Source organism: Olleya sp. UBA1516, assembly GCF_002323495.1.
GTDB lineage: Bacteria > Bacteroidota > Bacteroidia > Flavobacteriales > Flavobacteriaceae > Olleya.
Genome location: NZ_DCQO01000022.1, coordinates 23,171 through 44,273, shown reverse-complemented (window position 1 = coordinate 44,273; position 21,103 = coordinate 23,171). Strand labels below are relative to the sequence as shown.

The following is a 21,103-nucleotide window of genomic DNA, read 5'->3' as shown; positions in this document are numbered from 1 at the left end:
AAAGTCGTATAAAATATTATTATTGCTATGATTGTTAATATAATCGGAACTTCAATACTCATTTTTTATCGTATTTAAAATGCATATAAGTACCATAGATAATGTGCATAAAGCCAAAACCAATAACCCAAATCCAAAAGCCATAACCAGGATAAAGTGTTGCTATAAGTCCCAAAATAATTTCGGTATAGCCCAAATATTTTATGTTTCCAATACTATATTTAGAGGCATTTATTAATGCCAAACCATAAAATATTAGCATTAAACCACCTGTTTGACCATAGCGACCTTGGCTAAGTATTATTAAAATATATAAACCACCAACGACTAACGGAATTAGAAAATTAAATATTAATCGTCTTGATGAGGTGTCCCAAATTTTTTCGCCATTTGCTTTTGCTTTTTTTGTAGTTAAATAAATACCAGTAACAATACTTAAAAAAGCAACCATAAGTAGTATAAATAATATGGTTTTAAAAACCCATCCATCCAATAATAATGTACCATAACTATAAGTGGTTACGTAATAATAGGTCATTGCAGCTCCTACAAGTGCATAGATACCAGCTAAAATTCCAGATAAACCACTTAGCGAAATAAATCTAGAAGACTTATTCATAAGGTTTTTAATCTCGCTGATATCTTTTAAATAATCTTTGTCGTTCATAATTAAAGTACTTTGAATTACAAAGTAAGTTTAATTAATTAGAATATAAAAGTTAAAGGTTTATTAATTTTCATTTTAACATTTGCCCAATGCATGGTTTATTTTTCATAAATTTATAATCTAACCAATTTAAATCAAATAAATCATGGCATTAACAGGATTACTATTAGACATTGCTAACATTTCTGGAGGCTTATTATTAGGATTAGCTACTTTAGATAAATGGGATGGTGAAGCTAATTTTTTTAATAAAATTGCAGGTGTTTTAGCACCTTTTCAAACCGTTATTGGTGGCGCACTTATTGTGTTGCCTATTTTAATTATACTAGGAGGAGGGTTTGGTATTTTTAGTGTTGTAAGTATTATTGGAGGTATATTATTGTTAACTCACGTATTTGGAAAAGTACCTGCTTTAGAAGAGACATTAAGAAAAATATCAGACAAGTTAATGCCTTTTAAAGCTATTATAGGTGTAGCATTATTAGCTATTGGTGTGCTTAGCTTACTACATATATTATAGAAAAAAGTGAATCCTGCAGCGCATTATATTTTAAAACAACCAGAACCCTATCGTTCTATATTATTGCATTTGCAGGTTATTATTGAGCATACAATACATAACTTTGAATTAAAGTACAAATGGAGCATTCCGTTTTATTACGTAAACGGAATGCCATTTTGTTATTTAAATGCCAGTCATAAAAAACAATTTGTTGATTTGGTTTTTGTTAAAGGCAATCAATTAACTGTTTTTAAGACACATCATGTTATTGAAAACAGGAAAAAAATGATATCATTAAGATATAAGTCTTTGGACAAAATAGATGATACCGTAATTAATGCTGTATTGCAAGAAGCTTTAACGTTGCAATAGACTATAGTCTAAAGCGTCCGCCAATTGAAAAAACACGTTGTAAAAACCAAAAATGTTGCGACGCACTCTCATTAGCATTACTTGTTGTTCTAATATCTGGCATATTAATAAAGCCACCTCTTAAATCTGTTTGAATAAAAAAGTATTTAAAAAAGGTAAGGTTTAAACCTACAGTTGCAGAAAATCCATATCCAGATAAATGAAACTCGTCATAAGTATCTTTACCTAATAATGTCGTATTAGATTTAGGGTATAACACTCCAGCACCAAGACCTTCAGTAATATTTAATTGAAATTTATCAGTGTTATTAATTTTAAAGATAGAAGAAATATCATCAAATCTATTTAACTCTAAATACACGTAGTTTAACCCATTGGTATGTTCAAATTTTAAAAAGTCTTCTGAAACAACATACTCACTTCCATCAAATTCTTGGTTAAATACGCTACCTTCTTCATCTGCAGGAAGGTTAACATAACCTGTAACATTCTGGCTACGATTTCTGTTCATTACATATTTCATATGATCTACACCAAGTGAAATATTGTATTTGTCAGAAATAAAATAACCAGCTTTAAAATTAGTTTGTGGTATGGTCATTCTCGTTGGATTAATATAATCTATATGCCAACCTTTAGGTTTATCTTCGGCAGTAGCGTTGTCAATAGTGAAGTCGTAACCATCACCTTTAAACCTAATGTCAGATTCAGAAAATGTTTCTCTGTTTCCTCCCCAACTGATATAAAATTTTCCTTTATTGTTGGCAGTGTATTTTTGTAAGTCAGTATTATCCTGAGCAAATGTCAGTGTTGACAATAGGGTAAGACTTACTAAGGCTATTGACCTTAGTAATATTTGTTTCATTTGTTATTATGTTTAAGGGATGTTATAGGCTATTTATAGTCTTTCTAATAGCAGTTAAGTTAGTTAATAAAGCTTCTAGATTATCTAAGTGAAGCATGTTAGCACCATCACTTTTAGCATTTGCAGGATCAAAATGAGTTTCAATAAATAAACCATCTACATTATTTACAATTCCAGCACGAGCAATAGTTTCAATCATATCAGGTCTTCCACCTGTTACACCAGCACTTTGATTTGGTTGCTGTAAAGAGTGTGTGACATCTAAAACAGTTGGTGCATATTGGCGCATTGTTGGTATACCTCTAAAATCTACAATCATATCTTGGTAACCAAACATAGTTCCACGATCTGTAATCCAAGCTTTGTCGCTTCCAGCATCTTTTACTTTTTGTACAGCATGCTTCATTGCTTCAGGACTCATAAATTGTCCCTTTTTAAGGTTAACAACCTTACCTGTTTTAGCAGCAGCAACGACAAGATCTGTTTGACGTACCAAAAATGCAGGAATCTGTAAAACATCTACATATTGTGCAGCCTTTGCAGCATCACTAACTTCGTGAATATCTGTAACCGTTGGAATGTCAAATTTTTCAGACACTTTAGCTAAAATCTCTAAAGCTTTTTCGTCACCAATACCTGTAAAACTGTCAATCCTACTTCTATTAGCTTTTTTAAAACTACCTTTAAATACGTAAGGTATTTCTAACTTATTAGTAATAGTAACAACTTTTTCGGCTATTCTGTAAGCCATTTCTTCGCCTTCAATAGCACAAGGACCACAAAGTAAAAAAAAGTTATTGCTAGCTGTATGTTTAATTTTAGGGATATCTTGAAGTGTCATATTTGTAATAATTTATCCTGCAAAGATAAGTTAATTTTCAGAAGATAATAGACTTGTATTAGGTCTTAACATTTGTTTGATTTTACTATTTGTATGATTGCGGTAATACATGGCTAGGCTAATAAAAATCAATACACTTAAAATAACCGTATAAATAATAGATGTTAGGTTAGGTTCTATTTGTAAAACACTTAAATATGGCGAAAATATATACTTACAAATAATACTAAGGGTAAGTGCTATAATAATTGAAACTGCTAAAATCTTAAAGGCAATAGCATGATATACTTTTGCTATTTGTACTTTAGAATATCCTAAAAAATGAAGTTGTGTTATGGTTTGCTTATTTTTTAGAATAAGTAAATTAATGTTGGTAATAACAAGGTATATGGATAAAACGGTTATTAGTAAGCCAATACCTAAAACAATGCTTAATATTAATTTTAAGACATAGCTAAGTTTTGAATTTTGAACATCGTTGGATAAGTAATTGTATTTTTTTGAAGCTAAAAATTCCAATAATTTAGGGTCAGATGGATTAATAACATCAAGTATAATACGGGATATTTTATTTGCCTTTAAAGGACTTAATTTTTTATTGGTATAGTTTAAAAAGGATTCTGGAACTAAAATAGAATTTATTTTTTCTGAAGCATCTAAAATATACGCACGATAATTTTCTGTTTTATGTGTTCCGGATAACGTCAAGTCTATAGGGACTTGTCTAATTATTTTCTCGTTAACTTGTGGTAATCCAGAGCTAGTTGCATATCCAAAATTATATAAATTAATATAGTTTTTAGGAATAATAATTGGCACTTCTTTATCTCCTGGTTGCCATTTCCAATCTTCATTGGTAATGTCAATAAACTCATCTGATACAGCCTCTAAAAACATTTCGGTTGATATTCCTGCATGATTAGGAAACGTAACACTTGCCAAAACACGATAAGTACCATGTGTAAAACCACCTGTTTTATTAATAAAAGGTTGTGAGTTTAACTCAGTAATTTCATCAGATGTAAAAGCATTATCACGTCCTAAGTCCTTATATATTATTAAATTTTGGTTACCTAATAAGTCGTTTTTAGAATTAAAGATGGATTGTGTGTCAACTAATAATTGAACTACAATTAATAAAATACCTAATCCTAAACTAGAGCTTAGCGCAAAAAATAATAGCTGTGATTTATGGACCTGTTTTTTTAAAAGTTGATTAATCATAATAATATTGTTTTAGTGTAGTCAATATTATATGTGTCTCCTAAACTAGCAATTATTAGGGTTGCTTGGTTAGCAGCAACTTCTTTATTTACAAGCGTGATGGCATTTGTAATTTGAGTCTTATCAATATGGCTAAAGGGTTCGTCAAGTAGTAATAATTTAAAAGGTTGACATAATGCTCTGATAATAGCAATACGTTGTTGTTGACCGTAAGACAGGGTTTCAGCTTTTTTATGTGCTAATTGGTCGACCTCTAATTGTGACATCATCTCCAAGATTTCAGTCTCAGTTTTATGATTTGTAAGGGTGTTTTTTAACTGAATATTTTCTAAAGCAGTCAGTTCTGGAAACAATTTTAATCCCTGAAATACTATAGCGATTTGTTGCTTTCTAATAGTTGTCCAATCAGTATCTGTGAATGACGAAATTGAGGTGTCGTTAAATAAAATAGAGCCAGAGTATCTATTATTTAAACCGTACATAAAATTAAATAACGAGCTTTTTCCGCTTCCTGACACAGCTTTAACTAAGTATTTAGAATTAGGTTGAAACTCAAAATTTTTACTCCAGACTTCTGACGAAGCTGGAGTAAAATAATCTGGTACTATGGATTGTATATTGACTTGCACTTAGTCTAGTTTGATTCTGTAGATTCGATAACGGTTTCTTCAATTTCTATTTCATCCTCATCCTCATCTTTATTACTGTTTTCATATATAGTACTCATAGTTTTTGCTACTTCGTCACCATATAAAATGGTCTGTATTAATGAGTTTTTGTTTCCTTTAGTATAAGTAAAAGATTCGCCTCCATCTGTGTCAATAAAATAATGGTTTTCGCCATAATATTTTGTATAAATCTCACTGCTTTTTTCTGAAATTTCATCCATAGCTGTATCGTTTCCATATCTATTATAACTACTATAAGGATTGTAAATATTGCCTAAACTTTTTGTAAAGTCATTGCTAAGTTGTGCAATGTTTCCTTTTGTGTAAAGGTAAACGCTGTGTGATAATTTATCTTTATGTTTAAAGTCGCTTAAATTGTTGGCAAGTTTTCCGTTACTACTTATTTCATCAGCTTTACTTTGGTCGTTTGTAAAAAAGATATAATCTTCTGTAATAACCATAAAAGTACTACCGTCTATTTTAAAATAATTGGAGTTTAAGGTTTCTATTTGTGCACCTTTATTTTTTACAATATTAAAAAATTGGTTAAATTTATCTTTGTCTTTTATGGCAATTGTACCATACATATTTGGTGTTTTTTTATCTATAATTGTATAGGTTTCTTCGTCAGTAAAATAATTGTAATCGTATAGCGTGTCTTTTACTGTTTTACCCTCAGTCATAGCAAACATTAGCGAGCCATCAAATATTTTAGAAAAAGATGTAACGTCCATACCTAGTTCTTTTTCTGTTTCACTGTTGGATTTTTTTATGTTTTTTCTTAACTCTTCTCTAGCTTGGATAGGTAAAGTTTTGTTGTCTTGTAGACTTAAAATATGCTCGTATAAGTTTTCAGGATCAATAGATAATTTTGCAAATAACAATGGGTTATCAGGTAATGCATTAAGCATAGACTTATCGTAGGACGTAGACATCCATTTTTTATAACCAATTAATGATTTAAAATCATCATTTAATTTTAAATTGGTTTTAGTGTATATGTGGTCTTGCTCAAAGCTACCATAATAAGATAGGTTGTTGTTTTCTAGATTAACATCTAAACCAGCAAAAGTATTTAATATTCCATCAAAAGCATCACCTAATGGTGTTGAGGTAATATGTAGTCCCATGTCTTGTTTAGTGTCAAAAAAGGCATCAAAATAGTTGGTTGCTAATATGCAATCTTCTCTTTTTAATGTGGTAAGGTCTTTTAATTCTGCAGCAGCATAATTATTTGCACCAATAATTAAAGCGGTTTTACCATTCCATCCAATTGCAATTTCTTTATTTGCGTAAATAGTAAATTCTTGATCTTTACCAACATTAGTTTCTTTTTCTAAATTAGGAACTTCATCAATCATTGGTTGTATAAAGGCTTCAAAAGACGCTGCATCCTTAATAGGTAATATTAATCCACCAACACCAGATAGTCTTTTAAACGTACCAAAGCCTAAAATATATTCTTTTCTAAAGGTTTTATCTAAATTATCTTTTGATAGTAACTCTTGCACAAAACGCTTAATCTCTTTGGGTGCTTTATCTTCAATAAGCGTATTAATGTTTAATTGATTAAAGTCTAAATCTTTACTTTTTTCTGACAGCGATTTTATATTAACATACATAACACCAATAGCGTCTTTTGGTACAAAGTATGATTCTTCAATTTTTTTACTACAACTAGCAAATAATAATACGATAAGTAATACAGAGATGATTTTTTTCATGATGTGGTGATAATGGTTTTTAAGTCGTTGATTAATAAGAATACAAAACTAATGATATATTGTTTTTGAAGAAATTTATTGGTTTAAATTACAAATGTTTTCTTTAAATAGGCCTAACTATCTGTGTCTGTTAAGTTCAAAAAGTTACAATTTTTTAAAATGAATTTGTCAAATATAAATTAAAACGCTTTTTTATATAAAAAATGAGTACCTTTGCACGCTTAAAATAAGGCACAATTATGGCTAATATTAAAAACATTGCAATTATTGCACACGTTGACCACGGAAAAACGACGTTGGTTGATAAAATCATGTACCATTGTCAACTGTTTCGTGAAAACGAAAACACAGGAGACTTAATTTTAGATAATAACGATTTAGAACGTGAACGTGGAATTACGATTACATCTAAAAACGTATCAGTTATTTATAAGGATACTAAAATTAACATTATTGATACACCTGGTCACGCCGATTTTGGAGGAGAAGTAGAGCGTGTATTAAACATGGCAGATGGTGTTGTGTTATTAGTTGATGCTTTTGAAGGTCCTATGCCTCAAACGCGTTTTGTATTACAAAAAGCGATTGACTTAGGGTTAAAGCCTTGTGTGGTTGTAAACAAAGTTGATAAAGAAAACTGTACTCCAGATGAAGTACATGAAAAAGTTTTTGATTTAATGTTCGAGTTAGGAGCAGAAGAGTGGCAATTGGATTTTCCAACAGTTTACGGTTCGGCTAAAAATAACTGGATGAGTGATGATTGGAGAAAAGAAACAACTAACGTTGAGCCTTTATTAGACATGGTTGTGGAGCATGTGCCTACACCAGTTTTTCCAGAAGGAACGACACAAATGTTAATTACATCTTTAGATTTTTCTTCATTTACAGGTCGTATCGCGATTGGTAGATTACAAAGAGGAGAATTAAAAGAAGGTCAACAAATATCTTTAGTTAAAAGAGATGGTTCTACAACTAAAAGTAGAGTAAAAGAACTTTTTATATTTGAAGGTTTAGGACGTAAACGTGTTGATAGCGTACAAACAGGAGATATTTGTGCTGTTGTTGGTATTGAAGGTTTTGAAATTGGAGATACTATTGCAGATATCGAAAATCCAGAAGGTTTAAAATCAATTGCTATTGATGAGCCTACAATGAGTATGTTATTTACAATTAACGATTCGCCATTTTTTGGTAAAGACGGTAAATACGTAACATCTAGACACATTAAAGATCGTTTAGAAAAAGAATTAGAAAAAAACTTAGCACTTAGATTAGGTGAAACTGGTAGTGCAGATAAATTTATGGTTTTTGGACGTGGTGTATTACACTTATCGGTTTTAATTGAAACTATGCGTCGTGAAGGTTATGAATTACAAATTGGACAACCACAAGTTATCATTAAAGAAATTGATGGTGTTAAATGTGAGCCAGTTGAAGAGTTAACTATTGACCTTCCTGAAAGTGTATCAGGTAAAGCTGTAGAGTTTGTAACTTTACGTAAAGGTGAATTGTTAAGTATGGAAACAAAAGGAGATCGTATGATTTGCGAATTCTTAATTCCTTCTCGTGGTATTATTGGTTTACGTAACCAATTATTAACTGCAACTGCAGGTGAAGCTATTATGGCACACCGTTTTAAAGAATACCAACCATTAAGAGGTGCTATTCCTGGACGTATTTCAGGATCTTTAATCTCTATGGAAAATGGTAAAGCAATACCTTATTCTATAGATAAATTACAAGATAGAGGTAAGTTTTTTGTTGAGCCAGGAGAAGATATTTACGAAGGTCAAGTAATTGGTGAGAACTCTCGTCAAGATGATATGGCTGTAAACATTACTAAGGCTAAAAAGCAAAGTAACGTACGTAGTTCTGGAGCAGATGATAAAGCTAAGATTGTACCAGCTATCAAATTCTCGTTAGAAGAAGCTTTAGAATATATCCAAAAAGATGAGTATGTAGAGGTTACACCAAACCATATTCGTTTACGTAAGATCTATTTAACAGAAAATGATCGTAAGAGAAATAAGATTGCTTAATATTAGATTAGTTGTAAATACAACGGTCTAAATTATATAATATTAAAAGAGGTTTCTAGTTTAGAAACCTCTTTTTTTTGTTTACTACTAAACCTGTCTTTATGCTTTAAGATAGATCTAAAATTGGTTAATCAAAGCACTTTCAGTTTCATACTTTTAAATTTAGGTTTACTGCAGTACATACTGTGTCTACCCTTATATTTATTCAGCAATTGGCTATAACTTATTTTTATAGTAAATTCTTCAATAAAAATTAGTACTTTCATTGCTTAAATAAAAGTGCGCTATTTTTTCTTTAACCATATATTCCGCTAAACATAAAAAGCTTTGGAACAGTTTTATTACTGAATCCAATAATGGAACATTTTTATTAAATCGAAATTTTATGGAATACCATAAAGATCGATTTGATGATTTTTCCGTGCTTATTTTTAAAGGTGAAAAACTAATTGCGGTTTTACCAGCAAATAAGGTTGGTGACACACTACATTCTCATCAAGGATTAACGTATGGTGGAATGGTAACACATAAGGCTCTAAAATTTAATGAAGTCTTAGAGGTCTTTAAATTGCTTTTACAGTTTTTAGAAGATCATAATATATTGTATTTAAATATCAAGAGTTTACCTTCAATTTATGCTTCAGGACCAGACAGTCAGTTAGCCTATTTAATGTTTTTACTAAATGCTAGTGTAGTAAGGCGTGATGCATTATCTGTAATTGATTATAACTTTATGCCAGAATCTATTTCTAGTAACAGAAAAAGAGGCTTTAAAAAAGGACAATCCCATAATTTAGTAGTAAAGGAGGAAAGCAGTTTAGAAAATTTTTGGACTGCTATTTTAATTCCTAATCTAAAAGCACAACATAATGTCAAACCAGTGCATACCTTAGAAGAAATGACATTGCTGCAATCCCATTTTCCAAATAATATACGACAGTTTAATGTATATAAAGGCGATACCATTGTAGCTGGAACAACTATTTTTGAAACTAAAAATGTCGCACATGCCCAGTACATTTCGGCTAATAGTGATAAGCAAGAACTTGGTAGTTTAGATGTATTGTTTCAATATTTAATACATACCGTTTTTAAGGATAAATTATTTTTTGATTTTGGTACATCAAATGTAAATAATGGACTAAATATTAACAAAGGACTATTGTATTGGAAAGAAAGTTTTGGAGCAAGAATGATTGTGCAAGACTTTTACAGCGTTAGTACAAAAAATCACGAATTATTAAATTCAGTGTTTATATGATCAAATTTTTAGACCTACCAAAAATAAATGCAAGATTTGAGACCCAATTTAAAAACCAATTTGATTCGTTTTTAAGTACAGGTCAATACATATTAGGCGATGGTGTTAATACCTTTGAAACTAACTATGCAGCCTTTTGCGGAACTAGACATTGTATTGGTGTTAGTAACGGTTTTGACGCCTTAGTATTAATTTTTAAAGGATATATGGAACTTGGTATATTAAATAAAGGAGACCAAGTTATTGTGCCTGCTAATACATTTATTGCTTCCATTTTGGCTTTGTTAGAAGTTGGGTTGGAACCAATATTGGTGGAGCCTAATCCAATGACCTTTAATATTGAAGCTAAAGACATACAAAAAAGTTTATCCCATAAAACTAAAGCTATTTTAGTAGTGCATTTATATGGTCAGCTTAGTGATATGGAAGCTATAAATAGTTTAGCAAATCAAAAACAATTATTAGTTATTGAGGATGCAGCACAAGCACATGGAGCTTTACATAAAAGTTTAAATACAAAATCAGGAAATTTAGGAGATGCTGCAGCGTTTAGTTTTTATCCAAGTAAAAACTTAGGGGCTTTAGGTGATGCAGGTGCAATTACCACCAATAATAGCCAATTAGCTAACATGATTTTTAAATTAAGAAATTATGGTACTAGTACTAAATATGAAAATGAAGTACTTGGTGTTAATAACAGAATGGACGAAATACAAGCTTTGTTTTTGGATATAAAGCTTAAAGCGTTAGAAAATGATAACAGCCATAGGCAATCAATAGCTAAACAATATATATCCAAAATCAACAATACTAAAATAAAACTGCCTTTTTATGATGGTACTAAAAATCATGTATTTCATTTATTTGTGATTTTAGTGGATAATAGACAGCAGTTTTTAGACTATTTAAAAGTAAATAATATAGAAGCAGCAGTACATTATCCTATTCCGCCACATAAACAAGTTGCGCTTCAACGATTTAACCATTTAAAATTTCCAATAACAGAAAAAATTCACGAAACTTGTGTAAGCTTACCTATTAGTCCAATAATGACTAGTTTAGAGGTAGATACAGTGATTGAAAAATTGAATAATTACTAATTGAAAAAAGTTCTAGACTACATAAATAATAATGTCCTAGTTAAGGTAGCTTCCCTTAATTCTGTATCTGTAATTGTAAAAATTATAGCTGGATTTTTAACATCCAAATTTATAGCATTATTTGTGGGTTCAGAGGGTATGGCATTGGTTGGTAACCTACGTAACTTTGTAGGATCTGTGCAATCCTTATCCATTTTAGGACTTTACAAAGGTGTTGTAAAGTATATCGCTCAGTTTAAAGATAATGCTTTTCAATTAAGTAAAACAATTTCTACTGTATTTTACATGGGATTTTGTTCTACATTATTAATGTCTATTCTAGTTTATTTTAAAGCAGAATTTATTAATGATTTAATTTTTAAAGACTACAACAATTACGCGTACGTTATTAGGATATTTTCTATGGCACTTCCGTTTTACGCGTTAAATATGTTTGCTTTTTCCATAATGAATGGCTTTGCAAAATACAAATACTTGATTGTATTTAATATTTTTGGTCAAATTTTAGGTGCTGTTATTACCATTTTACTGATTTGGCAAGAAAAAATTGATGGTGCATTAATCGCAGTTGTGATAGCAGAGTCCATTATTTTTTTAATAACACTTGTAGGTATTGCAAACCGAAAAAACTTTATTCCATTAATTAAAGCCAGTAATTTTAGTTTAAACTTTGCTAAAAAGCTTGGGTCATACTCAGGAATGGCGTTGTTTTCTGCAATTATTTTACCCTTAGTTGCAATATTAATTAGAAGTTATATTATTGATAATATAGGTTTAGAACAAGCTGGTTTTTGGGAAGCAATGAATAGGATTTCTAAATATTACTTACTATTTGTAAGTACATTATTAACCATGTATATTTTACCTAGATTCTCTGAAATTGACAATATAAAGGATTTTAGAAAAGAGGTGTTTAGTTTTTATAAAACAATAATACCAATATTTGCTTTAGGTTTAATCGTAGTCTATTTTTTAAGAGGTTTTATTGTTAGTTTAGTTTTTACTGAAGAGTTTAGACCAGTTGAAGACTTGTTTTTATGGCAATTATTAGGCGATTTTATCAAAGTACTTTCAATTGTTATAGCTTACCAATTTTTAGCGAAACGTATGTTTTGGCATTATATAATTACCGAAGCTTTTTCAGTTACAACATTGTACTTTACTAGCAAGTATTTTATAGACGAGTTTGGTTTAGTTGGAGCAAATATGGCACACTTTGCAACTTATGTTATGTACTACGCTATTATCTTACTAATTTTCTATTCGTCATTATTTGGTGTAATTCCGGATAAATTAGAAGAGGATTAACTAGTTTTTATTCCAAGTATCTAAATAACGTTGTGCTATTGTAATGTAATCATGATGTTGCTTTACAAATGTGCTGGCATGACTTCCTATACTTTGTATTTGATTTGGATTATTAATTAACCATTCAAGTTTTTCAACTAAATAATCAGCATTAGGTAAGGCGTTAATAGCGACACTATTTTCTTTTAAGTTATAATATTGTAACCATTCTTTTTCAGCTCCTGTAAATAGCACTTTACCTTTATACATGGCTTCTAATGCATTGTATCCTTGGTCATATGAATAGACTTGATCTAATATTATATGTGCTTGATCGTAACTTTGTATGTACTTAGTATAGGGTAGGTCAATGGTGCTAGATATGCTAACTTTTTCCGAATATTTATTAGCAATAATTTGCAACGCTTCAGAAAAATAATTGGCACCTTTTTTTAAACTTGATGTCGAGTTAATACCATGGAAAATATGAATTTTACCATCTGTTTTTAATGGTTTAAATTCTAATAAATCTGTGTTAATTGGATTTGGGATTAATCCTAAATATTTAGAATGGTTTATATAAGCTCTGTGGTAATCCATATCAGAACAGATTACACCATTAATGTTTTTGTTTATAAACTCATGTAAGTTTTTATAAGCTTTTGTTGTGTATTTTAACGAAAAATTAAATGTGTTTTTTAAGGCAGTATTGTTTAAATAAGGTGTTAAAACAGAATAGCCATTTGCTGGATTTAAAAAATAATTTATGGTTACATAATCTTCTCCACAAGCCAATAAATAGATAGACTTATTTTGCTTAAAAAGCTGTGAGTATAATTTTATAGACTGTTTTGGTGTTACGCCAAGTGCATCTTCATTTATTAATTGGACAACATCAAAATTTTTAAATTGTGGTAATAATTTTTTAAACTGCTGGTAGTATTCATTCTGAATTAAATTAACACCAAAAAGTCTAATTAATCCAGAGTTTAATAATCTTAAAAAGCGATTATTTTTAATTTTTGAAGTTAACAGATAATCAGATTCAAATTGTTTTAAGCCATCACCAGAACTAACTAAAGTCACCTGATGTCCTAAAGCAATCAAACCTTCTTTTAAAGAATTGTGTAGTCTGCTATATTCGCCAATTAATAATATCTTCATTTATATTTTATACATTTGTTTTCAAAGATAGAAGTTAATGGGCAATGCCAAAAAGAAAGATGTAAAATTAGAGTTGTTAGTAGCAACTATGTTTCAGACATCTATGGATTTTCTATCAAATATGTTTCCAAATAGTTCTTTTAAAAACTATAACATCCTGATAATTAATCAAACAGATCAATCTCACATTTTGGAGTCGACTGTGGATAATATTAGAGTGATAAATAGTTTTGAAAAAGGTTTGGCTAAAAGCCGAAACATGGCAATAAAAAATACGATTGGTCAGTTATGTTTAATTGTAGACGATGATGTTAAATTTAAACCAGATTTTGATAAAATTATTTTAGAAGCATATAATAGTAATCCTAATGCAGCTATTATAACTTTTAAAATGGAAGATTTTGAAGGTAATTTATTTAAAAATTATCCTCAAGTTAAGTGTCATGATTTAGAGTCCATTAAAGAAGTTAATTCTGTAGTGATTACGTTTAACACTAAATTAATAAAGCAAAACAGCCTACTTTTTAATGTCAATTTTGGATTAGGGTCCACTTTTGAAACCGCAGACGAATATATTTTTATGCGAGAGGCTTTAAAATTAAAAATGCAGACTATATTTGAGCCCAAGGTAATATTGTCGCATCCGTTTTTTAGTTCAGGCAAAGACTCTGGAAATGACAAATTAGTATATGCCAGAAGTGCCTTATATTACAAATATTCTGGTGTATTGGGATACTTAAAACTATGTAAATATTTATACATTGTACATAAGCAAGGTGCAATAAAAACAAATCAAATTATTAAAAAATTTAAAGTAGGTTTAAAAGGAATTTCAACTTATAAAAATCTAGTTAAATTAGGAATTGAAAAGTCTTAAAATGAAATTAAAATCAACGACTGTAAACGCAGTATCTATTATAGAAATACCTAAAATCACTGATGAAGAAGGACGTGGTAATTTGTCAGTTATAGAAAAAGATTGCGTTCCATTTGATATCAAACGCGTGTATTATTTATACGATGTACCTAGTGATGCTTATAGAGGAGGTCATGCTCATAAAGCTTTATTTCAGTTTTTGATACCCTTAAGTGGTAGTTTTGATGTGATTTTAAAAGATGGTAAAAACACTAAAACAGTCAGTTTAAATAAGCCTAATAAAGGGTTGATGATTGTACCAGGTATTTGGAGAGAACTTGAAAATTTTTCTTCAGGAGCAGTATGTTTAGTCTTAGCATCAGAGGTTTACAATGAAGAGGATTATGTTAGAGATTATAGCGAATTTGAATTACTTAAAAGCTGATAAGTAAATGTTATTTTTTATTAAAAAACTATGAAGCTTTTTTAATCCAATTAAAATAGAGGAAGGACAATTTACAAGGACTTTTTGTTTATAGTTTAAATTTTTAAAATCGATGTCTTGCTTTACTTTTTTAGCGTCAATTGGTTGGTCTAATAATTTATAACGAATGACTAATGCATATCTATTTATGTCTAAATACTTTTTTAATGAAGCGTTGTTTTGTGCTTCATTCTTATAATTATTAATTAGTAAATATCTGTCCTCATTATAATCACTATTTGATAAACTAGATTGATCAAAGAAGTTATATAGCATCGTTATTTTTGGGTTAAAAGCGATTTTGCCAATTAAACCAAATTTAATCCACAAATCAATATCCTGACCTGTTCTTAATTTAGTATTATATCCATTAACTTTTAAAAAGTCCTGTTTCTTAAAAGCAACGGAAGATGAAGTAGGAATAAAATTAATAATGTTAGCTTTAAAAAAGTCGTTAATTATCAAGCAACTATTGTCATATTCAAAATTAAATTTAGATTTAGTTATAAATCCATCATGACGCTTAATATTATAATTGGTACAAAATAGTACAGCTTCAGGACAAGTGTCTATGCATTTTTTTAGTTGTAATAGATGGTTTTTATCCCAAATATCGTCAGCGTCTAATGTGGCTATATAGCTTCCGTTTGAGGCTGCAATAGCAGTGTTTCTTGCTATGGATGCGCCTTGATTTTCTTGTTGGATGACTGTTATTTTGTCATTATTTAGACTCTTAACTATTGCTAAGCTTTGATCGGTACTGCCATCATCGACTATTACAATATCAAAATTTTGAAAACTTTGTTGTAAAACAGATGTAATAGTTTTTAAAACATATTTTTCCTTGTTATAAAGCGGTATAATTACAGAAAAAAAAGACATTATAATTATTAAATTTTGGTTATTTGGTTTGTTATGGACCTACAGTTTTAATATGCTGTAGCAGTTTTTCAAATCTAAGCATTAATATAGATTTATAAATAGACAAGTTGATAATTTTCAAAGTGATATATTTACAAATGATATTATTATTTAATTAATGAATTCTTTTTTTAAAAACGCATTACTTTTTACCATTCCATTACTCTTAGTTTTTATTGCTATAGAATGTTTTTATAGGTATGTTCCAAATAATTATTCATACAAAAACAAGCAAATACAAACGCAATATGGTAATATAGAAACACTAGTTTTTGGGGATTCTCATGCTTTTTATGGAATAGATCCTAAAGGTTTTGACAGACCAACCTTTAATATTTCTAATGTTAGCCAATCTATATATTTTGATAAGTTATTGTTTGAAAAACATGTGGATAGTTTTCCTAAACTAAAAAACATTATTTTAACTGTTGCTTATACAACGCTAAGTGAGGTAGATGATAAGTTAGACTTAAAATGGCGAAAGTATTTTTATAAAAACCACATGGGATTAACCATTCCTTTGATCTCTAAATATGATTTAAAACAACATAGTCTTGCATTAGTACACAAACTATCCAAAACTATTAAATATGTCAGAGATTATTTTAAAAACGGTACTTTAGTAACTAGTGATACTCATGGATTTATTACAACTAATTTAGTTGAAAATAGTACTAAAGATTTAGATGGTTTTGCCAAACGGGTTACTATAAACCATGAAGATGGATTGTTAGATTTTACTCAAAACACCAAAAGGATCCAAGAAATTATCAAGCAATGTCAGTCTAGAGATATTAACGTGTATTTAGTAAGTTTACCAGTTAATTATAGATATGTAAATTTAGTAAATTCTAAAAAAGTAGCTAAAATTTACGATACAGCAGATGCTTTAGCATTAGGTAATAGTAATACAACGTATATCAACTTGTTTGAAGATAACCGATTTGATGATTCAGATTTTTTTGATGCTAATCACCTTAATGTTAAAGGTGCTAAAAAATGTACAGTAATTTTAAACCAAATTATACAGTAGTCTTACGCTGTACCACTTCAAAAATTCTGTTATCGTCACATTTTAATGTTTTACTTGGGTATTTTAAAAGTAAAGCATAATCATGAGTAGCCATTAAGATTGTGTTACCATTTTTATTAATGTCTTGTAATACTTCCATGACCTCAATACTAGTTTGTGGGTCAAGATTACCAGTAGGCTCATCTGCTAAAATTAATTCAGGATCATTTAGCAACGCACGTGCAATTGCAATACGTTGTTGCTCTCCTCCAGACAATTCATGCGGAAATTTAAAACCTTTAGTTTTCATGTCAACTTTGTCTAAAACAGAAGCGACACGCTCATTCATTTTAGTTTTATCCTTCCAACCTGTTGCTTTTAGTACAAATAGTAAATTGTCATTAATGGTACGGTCAGTCAATAATTTAAAATCTTGGAAAACAATACCTAGTTTTCTTCGTAAAAACGGAATGTCTTTTTCCTTTAAAGACGGTAAGTCAAACTCAACAATATGTCCTTCACCTTGTGATAATTTTAAATCACCATATAAGGTTTTCATAAAACTACTTTTACCAGAACCTGTTTTACCAATTAGATAAACAAACTCTCCTTTTTTAACTTCTAAATTAACTTCAGAAAGGATTAGACTTTCACCCTGAAAAATAGAGGCGTTTTTTAATTCTAAGACAGCGTTTGACATAAAAAGGTTTATTTTTTTGAAGTAATAACGTCTTTGTAAGACCAAATATTATTGATGACAAAGTAAACAATTAATGGGAAAAATGGAAAACAAAATCTACTATTGTTTCCGTAGGCAATTAATGATTAAAAAACAGACTTTATATTGGTATTGAATTGGTCTTCGATAAAGAATAACTATTAACTAAAAGTCCTGCATGATTAGTTATTAAATGTTGTAATTTATTCTTGATAGACATTTATGGGATTGTTTTAAATAAGACTGTAAATATAGAATAATTAAATCTACCTTTTTTTGATAATATATAAGTCGGTTTATAATTATTAGTTAAATCTATCGTTAGAGATATAGATTAATTTATCTTTGATTTTGAATTTAAAAATAGTATCAATGTTAGTAAAAAAACAGCTTACATTTTTCATTACCATAGTCTTTTGTTTCCAGTTACTTGGACAAGAAACTGCAGTTTATACCAATAGTCTAGGCGATTATCAAAAAGCGTTACAGCTTTATAACAGTCAGCAATATTTAGCCTCTCAAAATTTGTTTAGTCAGATTAAAAAAGAGACCAATGACCAAAACGTAAAAAGTAATTGCGCGTTTTATATTGCAAATGCAGCCATAAGATTAAATCAGCAAAATGCTGATGTTTTAATGGAGCGTTTTGTAGAAGATTATCCAACCAGTACAAAAAAAAATACAGCATTTTTAGATGTTGCAGAATATTACTTTGCTAATGGTAAATACGCCTATGCTCAAAAGTGGTATGCAAAAGTAGACGAGAATGGACTGTCCAAAGCAGATAAGGAATCTTATAACTTTAATAATGGTTATGCTTCATTTACAACTAAAAACTATAAAGATGCTAAAAAGTATTTAACACGTGTAGAGACCTCTCAAAAGTACGGTTCTCAGGCTAAATATTATTTAGGTTTTATGTCCTATGAAGGTGATGATTATGATGGAGCTAATAAGTATTTTGAACAAGTTGGTCAAGAAGAAAAATATAAAGAAAAACTAAGTTATTATCAGGCTGATTTAAACTTCAAATTAGGGAAATTTGATAAAGCAATAGAGCTAGCTAAATCTAAACTAGAGACTAGTGATAGAGACGAAGTTTCAGAATTAAATAAAATTATAGGTGAAAGTTATTTCAACTTAAAAAAATATGACGAAGCTATTCCATACCTAACCCAATATAAAGGTAAAAAAGGAAAATGGAGTAATACAGATTATTACCAATTAGGTTACGCTTACTACAAGCAAAAAGATTATGATAAAGCCATTTCAGAATTTAACAAAATTGTAAGTGCAGATAATAGTGTAGCTCAAAATGCTTACTATCATTTAGGAGAAAGCTATGTTAATGTAGGCAAAAAACAAGAAGCGTTAAATGCTTTTAGAAACGCCTCTCAAATGGATTACGATTTAAAAATCCAAGAAGACGCTTGGTTAAACTACGCTAAAATTAGTTACGAAATTGGTAACGCTTATCAATCGGTACCTCAAATACTAACAGGTTATTTAGATAAATATCCAGACACACAATACAAAGATGAGGTAGAGGTATTACTAATAGACTCGTACATTACCTCTAAAAACTACAAGGAAGCTTTAGAGTTATTGAAAAATAAAAATAGTTTTGAGAGTAAAGTTGCGTTACAAAAAGTAGCGTTTTACAGAGGGTTAGAATTGTATAACGAAAGTAAATACCAAGAGGCAGAAACCCTTTTTGATAAATCTTTGAAAGAACAACAAAATCAAAAATTTACTGCAAGAGCAACATTTTGGAAAGCCGAAACAGATTATAATCTAACCAACTACGAAGATGCCTTAATTGGATTTAAACAATTTAAACAACAAGGTGAAGCTTCGTCAACAAAGGAATTTGAAAACTTAGATTACAATATAGCTTACACGTATTTTAAGCAAAAAAACTACGATCAATCAACAGTGTTTTTTAATCAATTTATTCAAAAAAATCAAACCGATAAAGTTAGGTTAAACGATGCCTATTTACGTTTGGCAGATGGATATTTTGTGTCTAGTAGATATAATGAAGCTATAGCTGCTTATGACAAAGCGATGCAAGTAGGTAAAATAGAAAATGACTATGCGTATTTTCAAAAAGCGATGAGCTACGGTTACATTGGTAAAGAAGGTGATCAAACAAATCAATTAGAACAATTTATTGCAAAATACCCAACATCAAAATTACGTGATGATGCTATGTATGCTTTAGGTAATAGCTACGTAAAAGCAGGTAAAGATGCTAAAGCAATTGCTATTTACAGTCAGATAAAAAAAGAATATAGTACAAGTCCATTTACAAGCAAGGCTCAATTACGTCAAGGTTTAGTCTATTATAACGCGAGTCAAAACCAACAAGCATTAACAACCTTTAAGGCTGTTGCCAAGGACTATCCATGTACACCAGAAGCTAATCAAGCAGTAGCAACAGCAAGACTAATTTATATAGATTTAGGTAAAGTGGATGAGTATGCATCTTGGGTTAGAACTTTAGATTTTGTAGAGGTTACAGACGCAGATTTAGACAACGCAACGTATCAAGCAGCAGAAAAACAATATTTAGACGAAAACGTAAATGATGCCATAAAGCAATTTAATGGGTATTTAAATCAGTTTTCTAATGGATTACATGCCACTCAAGCTCATTTTTACTTAGCGCAATTGTACTTTAAAAAAGATTTAAAATCTAATGCAGAGCCTCATTATGCTTATGTAGTCGGTAAATCTCAAAGCGAATTTTCAGAAGAAGCCTTATTGCGCTTATCTCAAATTCAGTTAGATAAAAAAGATTGGAATGCAGCAATACCAACCTTAAAACGTTTAGAGGCAGAAGCAAACTTTCCGCAAAACAGTTTATTTGCTCAGTCTAATTTAATGCAATCTAATTATCAATTAAATAACTATAATCAAGCGGTCGCTTACGCGGAAAAAGTGCTAGGTAATGGTAATTTAGATAACAAAATTAGAAGTGATGCGCATGTTATTATTGCACGTTCGGCAATTAAAACTAACGATGCTGCTAAAGCAAGAGCAGCTTATGCACAAGTCGAAACGTTTGCAACTGGTGAAACTGCAGCAGAAGCACTATACTATAATGCATATTTTAAAAATAAAGATGGTTTATACGCAGAGTCTAACCAAGTGACACAACGTTTAGCTAAAGATTATTCCGGTTATAAATATTATGGAGCTAAAGGTTTAGTCGTAATGGCTAAGAATTTTTATGCCTTAGGTGACGCGTTTCAAGCGACATACATTTTAGAAAGTGTTATCAAAAATTTTAGCAATTTTGAAGATGTTAAAACAGAAGCACAAACCGAATTGAATAAAATTAAAACAGAAGAAGCTAAAACAAACTCTTCAGTAATATCTGAAGACTAATAACA

At 29.9% G+C, this 21,103-nt stretch carries 19 protein-coding genes; 10 read left to right on the top strand and 9 right to left on the bottom strand.

Translation table 11 applies throughout. From position 1 onward, the window contains the following. Nucleotides 1-58: 58 nt before the first annotated feature. Nucleotides 59-667: a hypothetical protein gene (locus B2989_RS14420; protein WP_292949828.1), complete on the bottom strand. Its 609-nt coding sequence runs from the start codon at nucleotides 665-667 to the stop codon at nucleotides 59-61. A 145-nt stretch (nucleotides 668-812) separates the two neighbouring features. On the opposite strand from B2989_RS14420, the gene B2989_RS14415 reads away from it, so the two are divergent. Together B2989_RS14415 and B2989_RS14410 are read left to right on the top strand one after the other, a co-directional pair. Further along, complete coding sequence (locus B2989_RS14415; RefSeq protein ID WP_292949826.1) at nucleotides 813-1,187, top strand: hypothetical protein; 375 nt, start codon at nucleotides 813-815, stop codon at nucleotides 1,185-1,187. Nucleotides 1,188-1,193: 6 nt separating this feature from the next. Continuing rightward, nucleotides 1,194-1,541 (top strand): DUF1801 domain-containing protein, encoded by a 348-nt coding sequence (locus B2989_RS14410; protein WP_292949824.1) that lies wholly within the window; start codon nucleotides 1,194-1,196, stop codon nucleotides 1,539-1,541. 1 nt (nucleotide 1,542) lies between these two features. Here the strand turns inward: B2989_RS14410 and B2989_RS14405 are convergent, their stop codons facing one another. From B2989_RS14405 to B2989_RS14385, 5 genes are read right to left on the bottom strand one after another with little or no spacing between them, the layout of a single operon-like run. Further along, a complete protein-coding gene (locus B2989_RS14405; RefSeq protein WP_292949822.1) occupies nucleotides 1,543-2,406 on the bottom strand; it encodes a hypothetical protein in 864 nt (287 codons plus the stop codon). Between the two features lie 22 nt (nucleotides 2,407-2,428). Further along, nucleotides 2,429-3,247, bottom strand: a complete 819-nt coding sequence (gene kdsA, locus B2989_RS14400; RefSeq protein WP_099569863.1) for a 3-deoxy-8-phosphooctulonate synthase — start codon at nucleotides 3,245-3,247, stop codon at nucleotides 2,429-2,431. 30 nt (nucleotides 3,248-3,277) lie between these two features. Continuing rightward, entirely contained in the window at nucleotides 3,278-4,471 is a 1,194-nt protein-coding gene (locus B2989_RS14395; RefSeq protein ID WP_292949817.1) for an FtsX-like permease family protein, read from the bottom strand. Next, the gene (locus B2989_RS14390; protein WP_292949816.1) at nucleotides 4,468-5,100 is read right to left on the bottom strand and encodes an ATP-binding cassette domain-containing protein; all 633 of its coding nucleotides are present in this window, start codon (nucleotides 5,098-5,100) and stop codon (nucleotides 4,468-4,470) included. The genes B2989_RS14395 and B2989_RS14390 overlap by 4 nt, the downstream gene beginning before the upstream one ends. A 5-nt stretch (nucleotides 5,101-5,105) precedes the next feature. Further along, complete coding sequence (locus B2989_RS14385) at nucleotides 5,106-6,863, bottom strand: hypothetical protein (RefSeq protein ID WP_292949815.1); 1,758 nt, start codon at nucleotides 6,861-6,863, stop codon at nucleotides 5,106-5,108. Nucleotides 6,864-7,102: 239 nt separating this feature from the next. On the opposite strand from B2989_RS14385, the gene typA reads away from it, so the two are divergent. The 4 genes from typA to B2989_RS14365 all read left to right on the top strand — a co-directional run bounded on the left by typA (nucleotide 7,103) and on the right by B2989_RS14365 (nucleotide 12,571). After that, the gene (gene typA / locus B2989_RS14380; RefSeq protein ID WP_292949814.1) at nucleotides 7,103-8,902 is read left to right on the top strand and encodes a translational GTPase TypA; all 1,800 of its coding nucleotides are present in this window, start codon (nucleotides 7,103-7,105) and stop codon (nucleotides 8,900-8,902) included. A gap of 385 nt (nucleotides 8,903-9,287) precedes the next feature. Further along, a complete protein-coding gene (locus B2989_RS14375; RefSeq protein WP_292949813.1) occupies nucleotides 9,288-10,163 on the top strand; it encodes a GNAT family N-acetyltransferase in 876 nt (291 codons plus the stop codon). Beyond that, nucleotides 10,160-11,263, top strand: coding sequence for a DegT/DnrJ/EryC1/StrS family aminotransferase (locus B2989_RS14370; protein ID WP_292949811.1), 1,104 nt, complete (start codon nucleotides 10,160-10,162; stop codon nucleotides 11,261-11,263). Before B2989_RS14375 ends, B2989_RS14370 begins: the two co-directional genes overlap by 4 nt. Further along, nucleotides 11,264-12,571: an O-antigen translocase gene (locus tag B2989_RS14365; protein WP_292949810.1), complete on the top strand. Its 1,308-nt coding sequence runs from the start codon at nucleotides 11,264-11,266 to the stop codon at nucleotides 12,569-12,571. Here B2989_RS14365 and B2989_RS14360 read toward each other — a convergent pair whose 3' ends face one another. Next, nucleotides 12,572-13,714 carry a glycosyltransferase gene (locus B2989_RS14360; protein ID WP_292949808.1) on the bottom strand — a complete coding sequence of 381 codons (1,143 nt, stop codon included), beginning with the start codon at nucleotides 13,712-13,714 and terminating at the stop codon, nucleotides 12,572-12,574. It lies immediately after the preceding gene. 37 nt (nucleotides 13,715-13,751) lie between these two features. On the opposite strand from B2989_RS14360, the gene B2989_RS14355 reads away from it, so the two are divergent. Further along, on the top strand, nucleotides 13,752-14,591 hold the full coding sequence (locus B2989_RS14355) for a glycosyltransferase family A protein (RefSeq protein ID WP_145002619.1): 840 nt from the start codon (nucleotides 13,752-13,754) through the stop codon (nucleotides 14,589-14,591). 1 nt (nucleotide 14,592) lies between these two features. Next, on the top strand, nucleotides 14,593-15,015 hold the full coding sequence (locus tag B2989_RS14350) for a sugar 3,4-ketoisomerase (RefSeq protein ID WP_145002616.1): 423 nt from the start codon (nucleotides 14,593-14,595) through the stop codon (nucleotides 15,013-15,015). Here B2989_RS14350 and B2989_RS14345 read toward each other — a convergent pair. Beyond that, nucleotides 15,001-15,936 (bottom strand): glycosyltransferase family 2 protein, encoded by a 936-nt coding sequence (locus tag B2989_RS14345; RefSeq protein ID WP_145002613.1) that lies wholly within the window; start codon nucleotides 15,934-15,936, stop codon nucleotides 15,001-15,003. The genes B2989_RS14350 and B2989_RS14345 overlap by 15 nt on opposite strands. A 157-nt stretch (nucleotides 15,937-16,093) precedes the next feature. Between B2989_RS14345 and B2989_RS14340 the strand changes: the two genes are divergently transcribed. Beyond that, nucleotides 16,094-17,008, top strand: coding sequence for a hypothetical protein (locus tag B2989_RS14340; RefSeq protein ID WP_145002610.1), 915 nt, complete (start codon nucleotides 16,094-16,096; stop codon nucleotides 17,006-17,008). On the opposite strand, the gene B2989_RS14335 is transcribed toward B2989_RS14340, so the two are convergent. Beyond that, nucleotides 16,998-17,687, bottom strand: coding sequence for a cell division ATP-binding protein FtsE (locus B2989_RS14335; protein WP_145002607.1), 690 nt, complete (start codon nucleotides 17,685-17,687; stop codon nucleotides 16,998-17,000). The two genes, B2989_RS14340 and B2989_RS14335, sit on opposite strands and share 11 nt — an antisense overlap. Before the next feature lie 390 nt (nucleotides 17,688-18,077). On the opposite strand from B2989_RS14335, the gene B2989_RS14330 reads away from it, so the two are divergent. Then, nucleotides 18,078-21,098, top strand: a complete 3,021-nt coding sequence (locus B2989_RS14330) for a tetratricopeptide repeat protein (RefSeq protein WP_292949800.1) — start codon at nucleotides 18,078-18,080, stop codon at nucleotides 21,096-21,098. The last annotated feature ends 5 nt before the right edge of the window (nucleotides 21,099-21,103 follow it).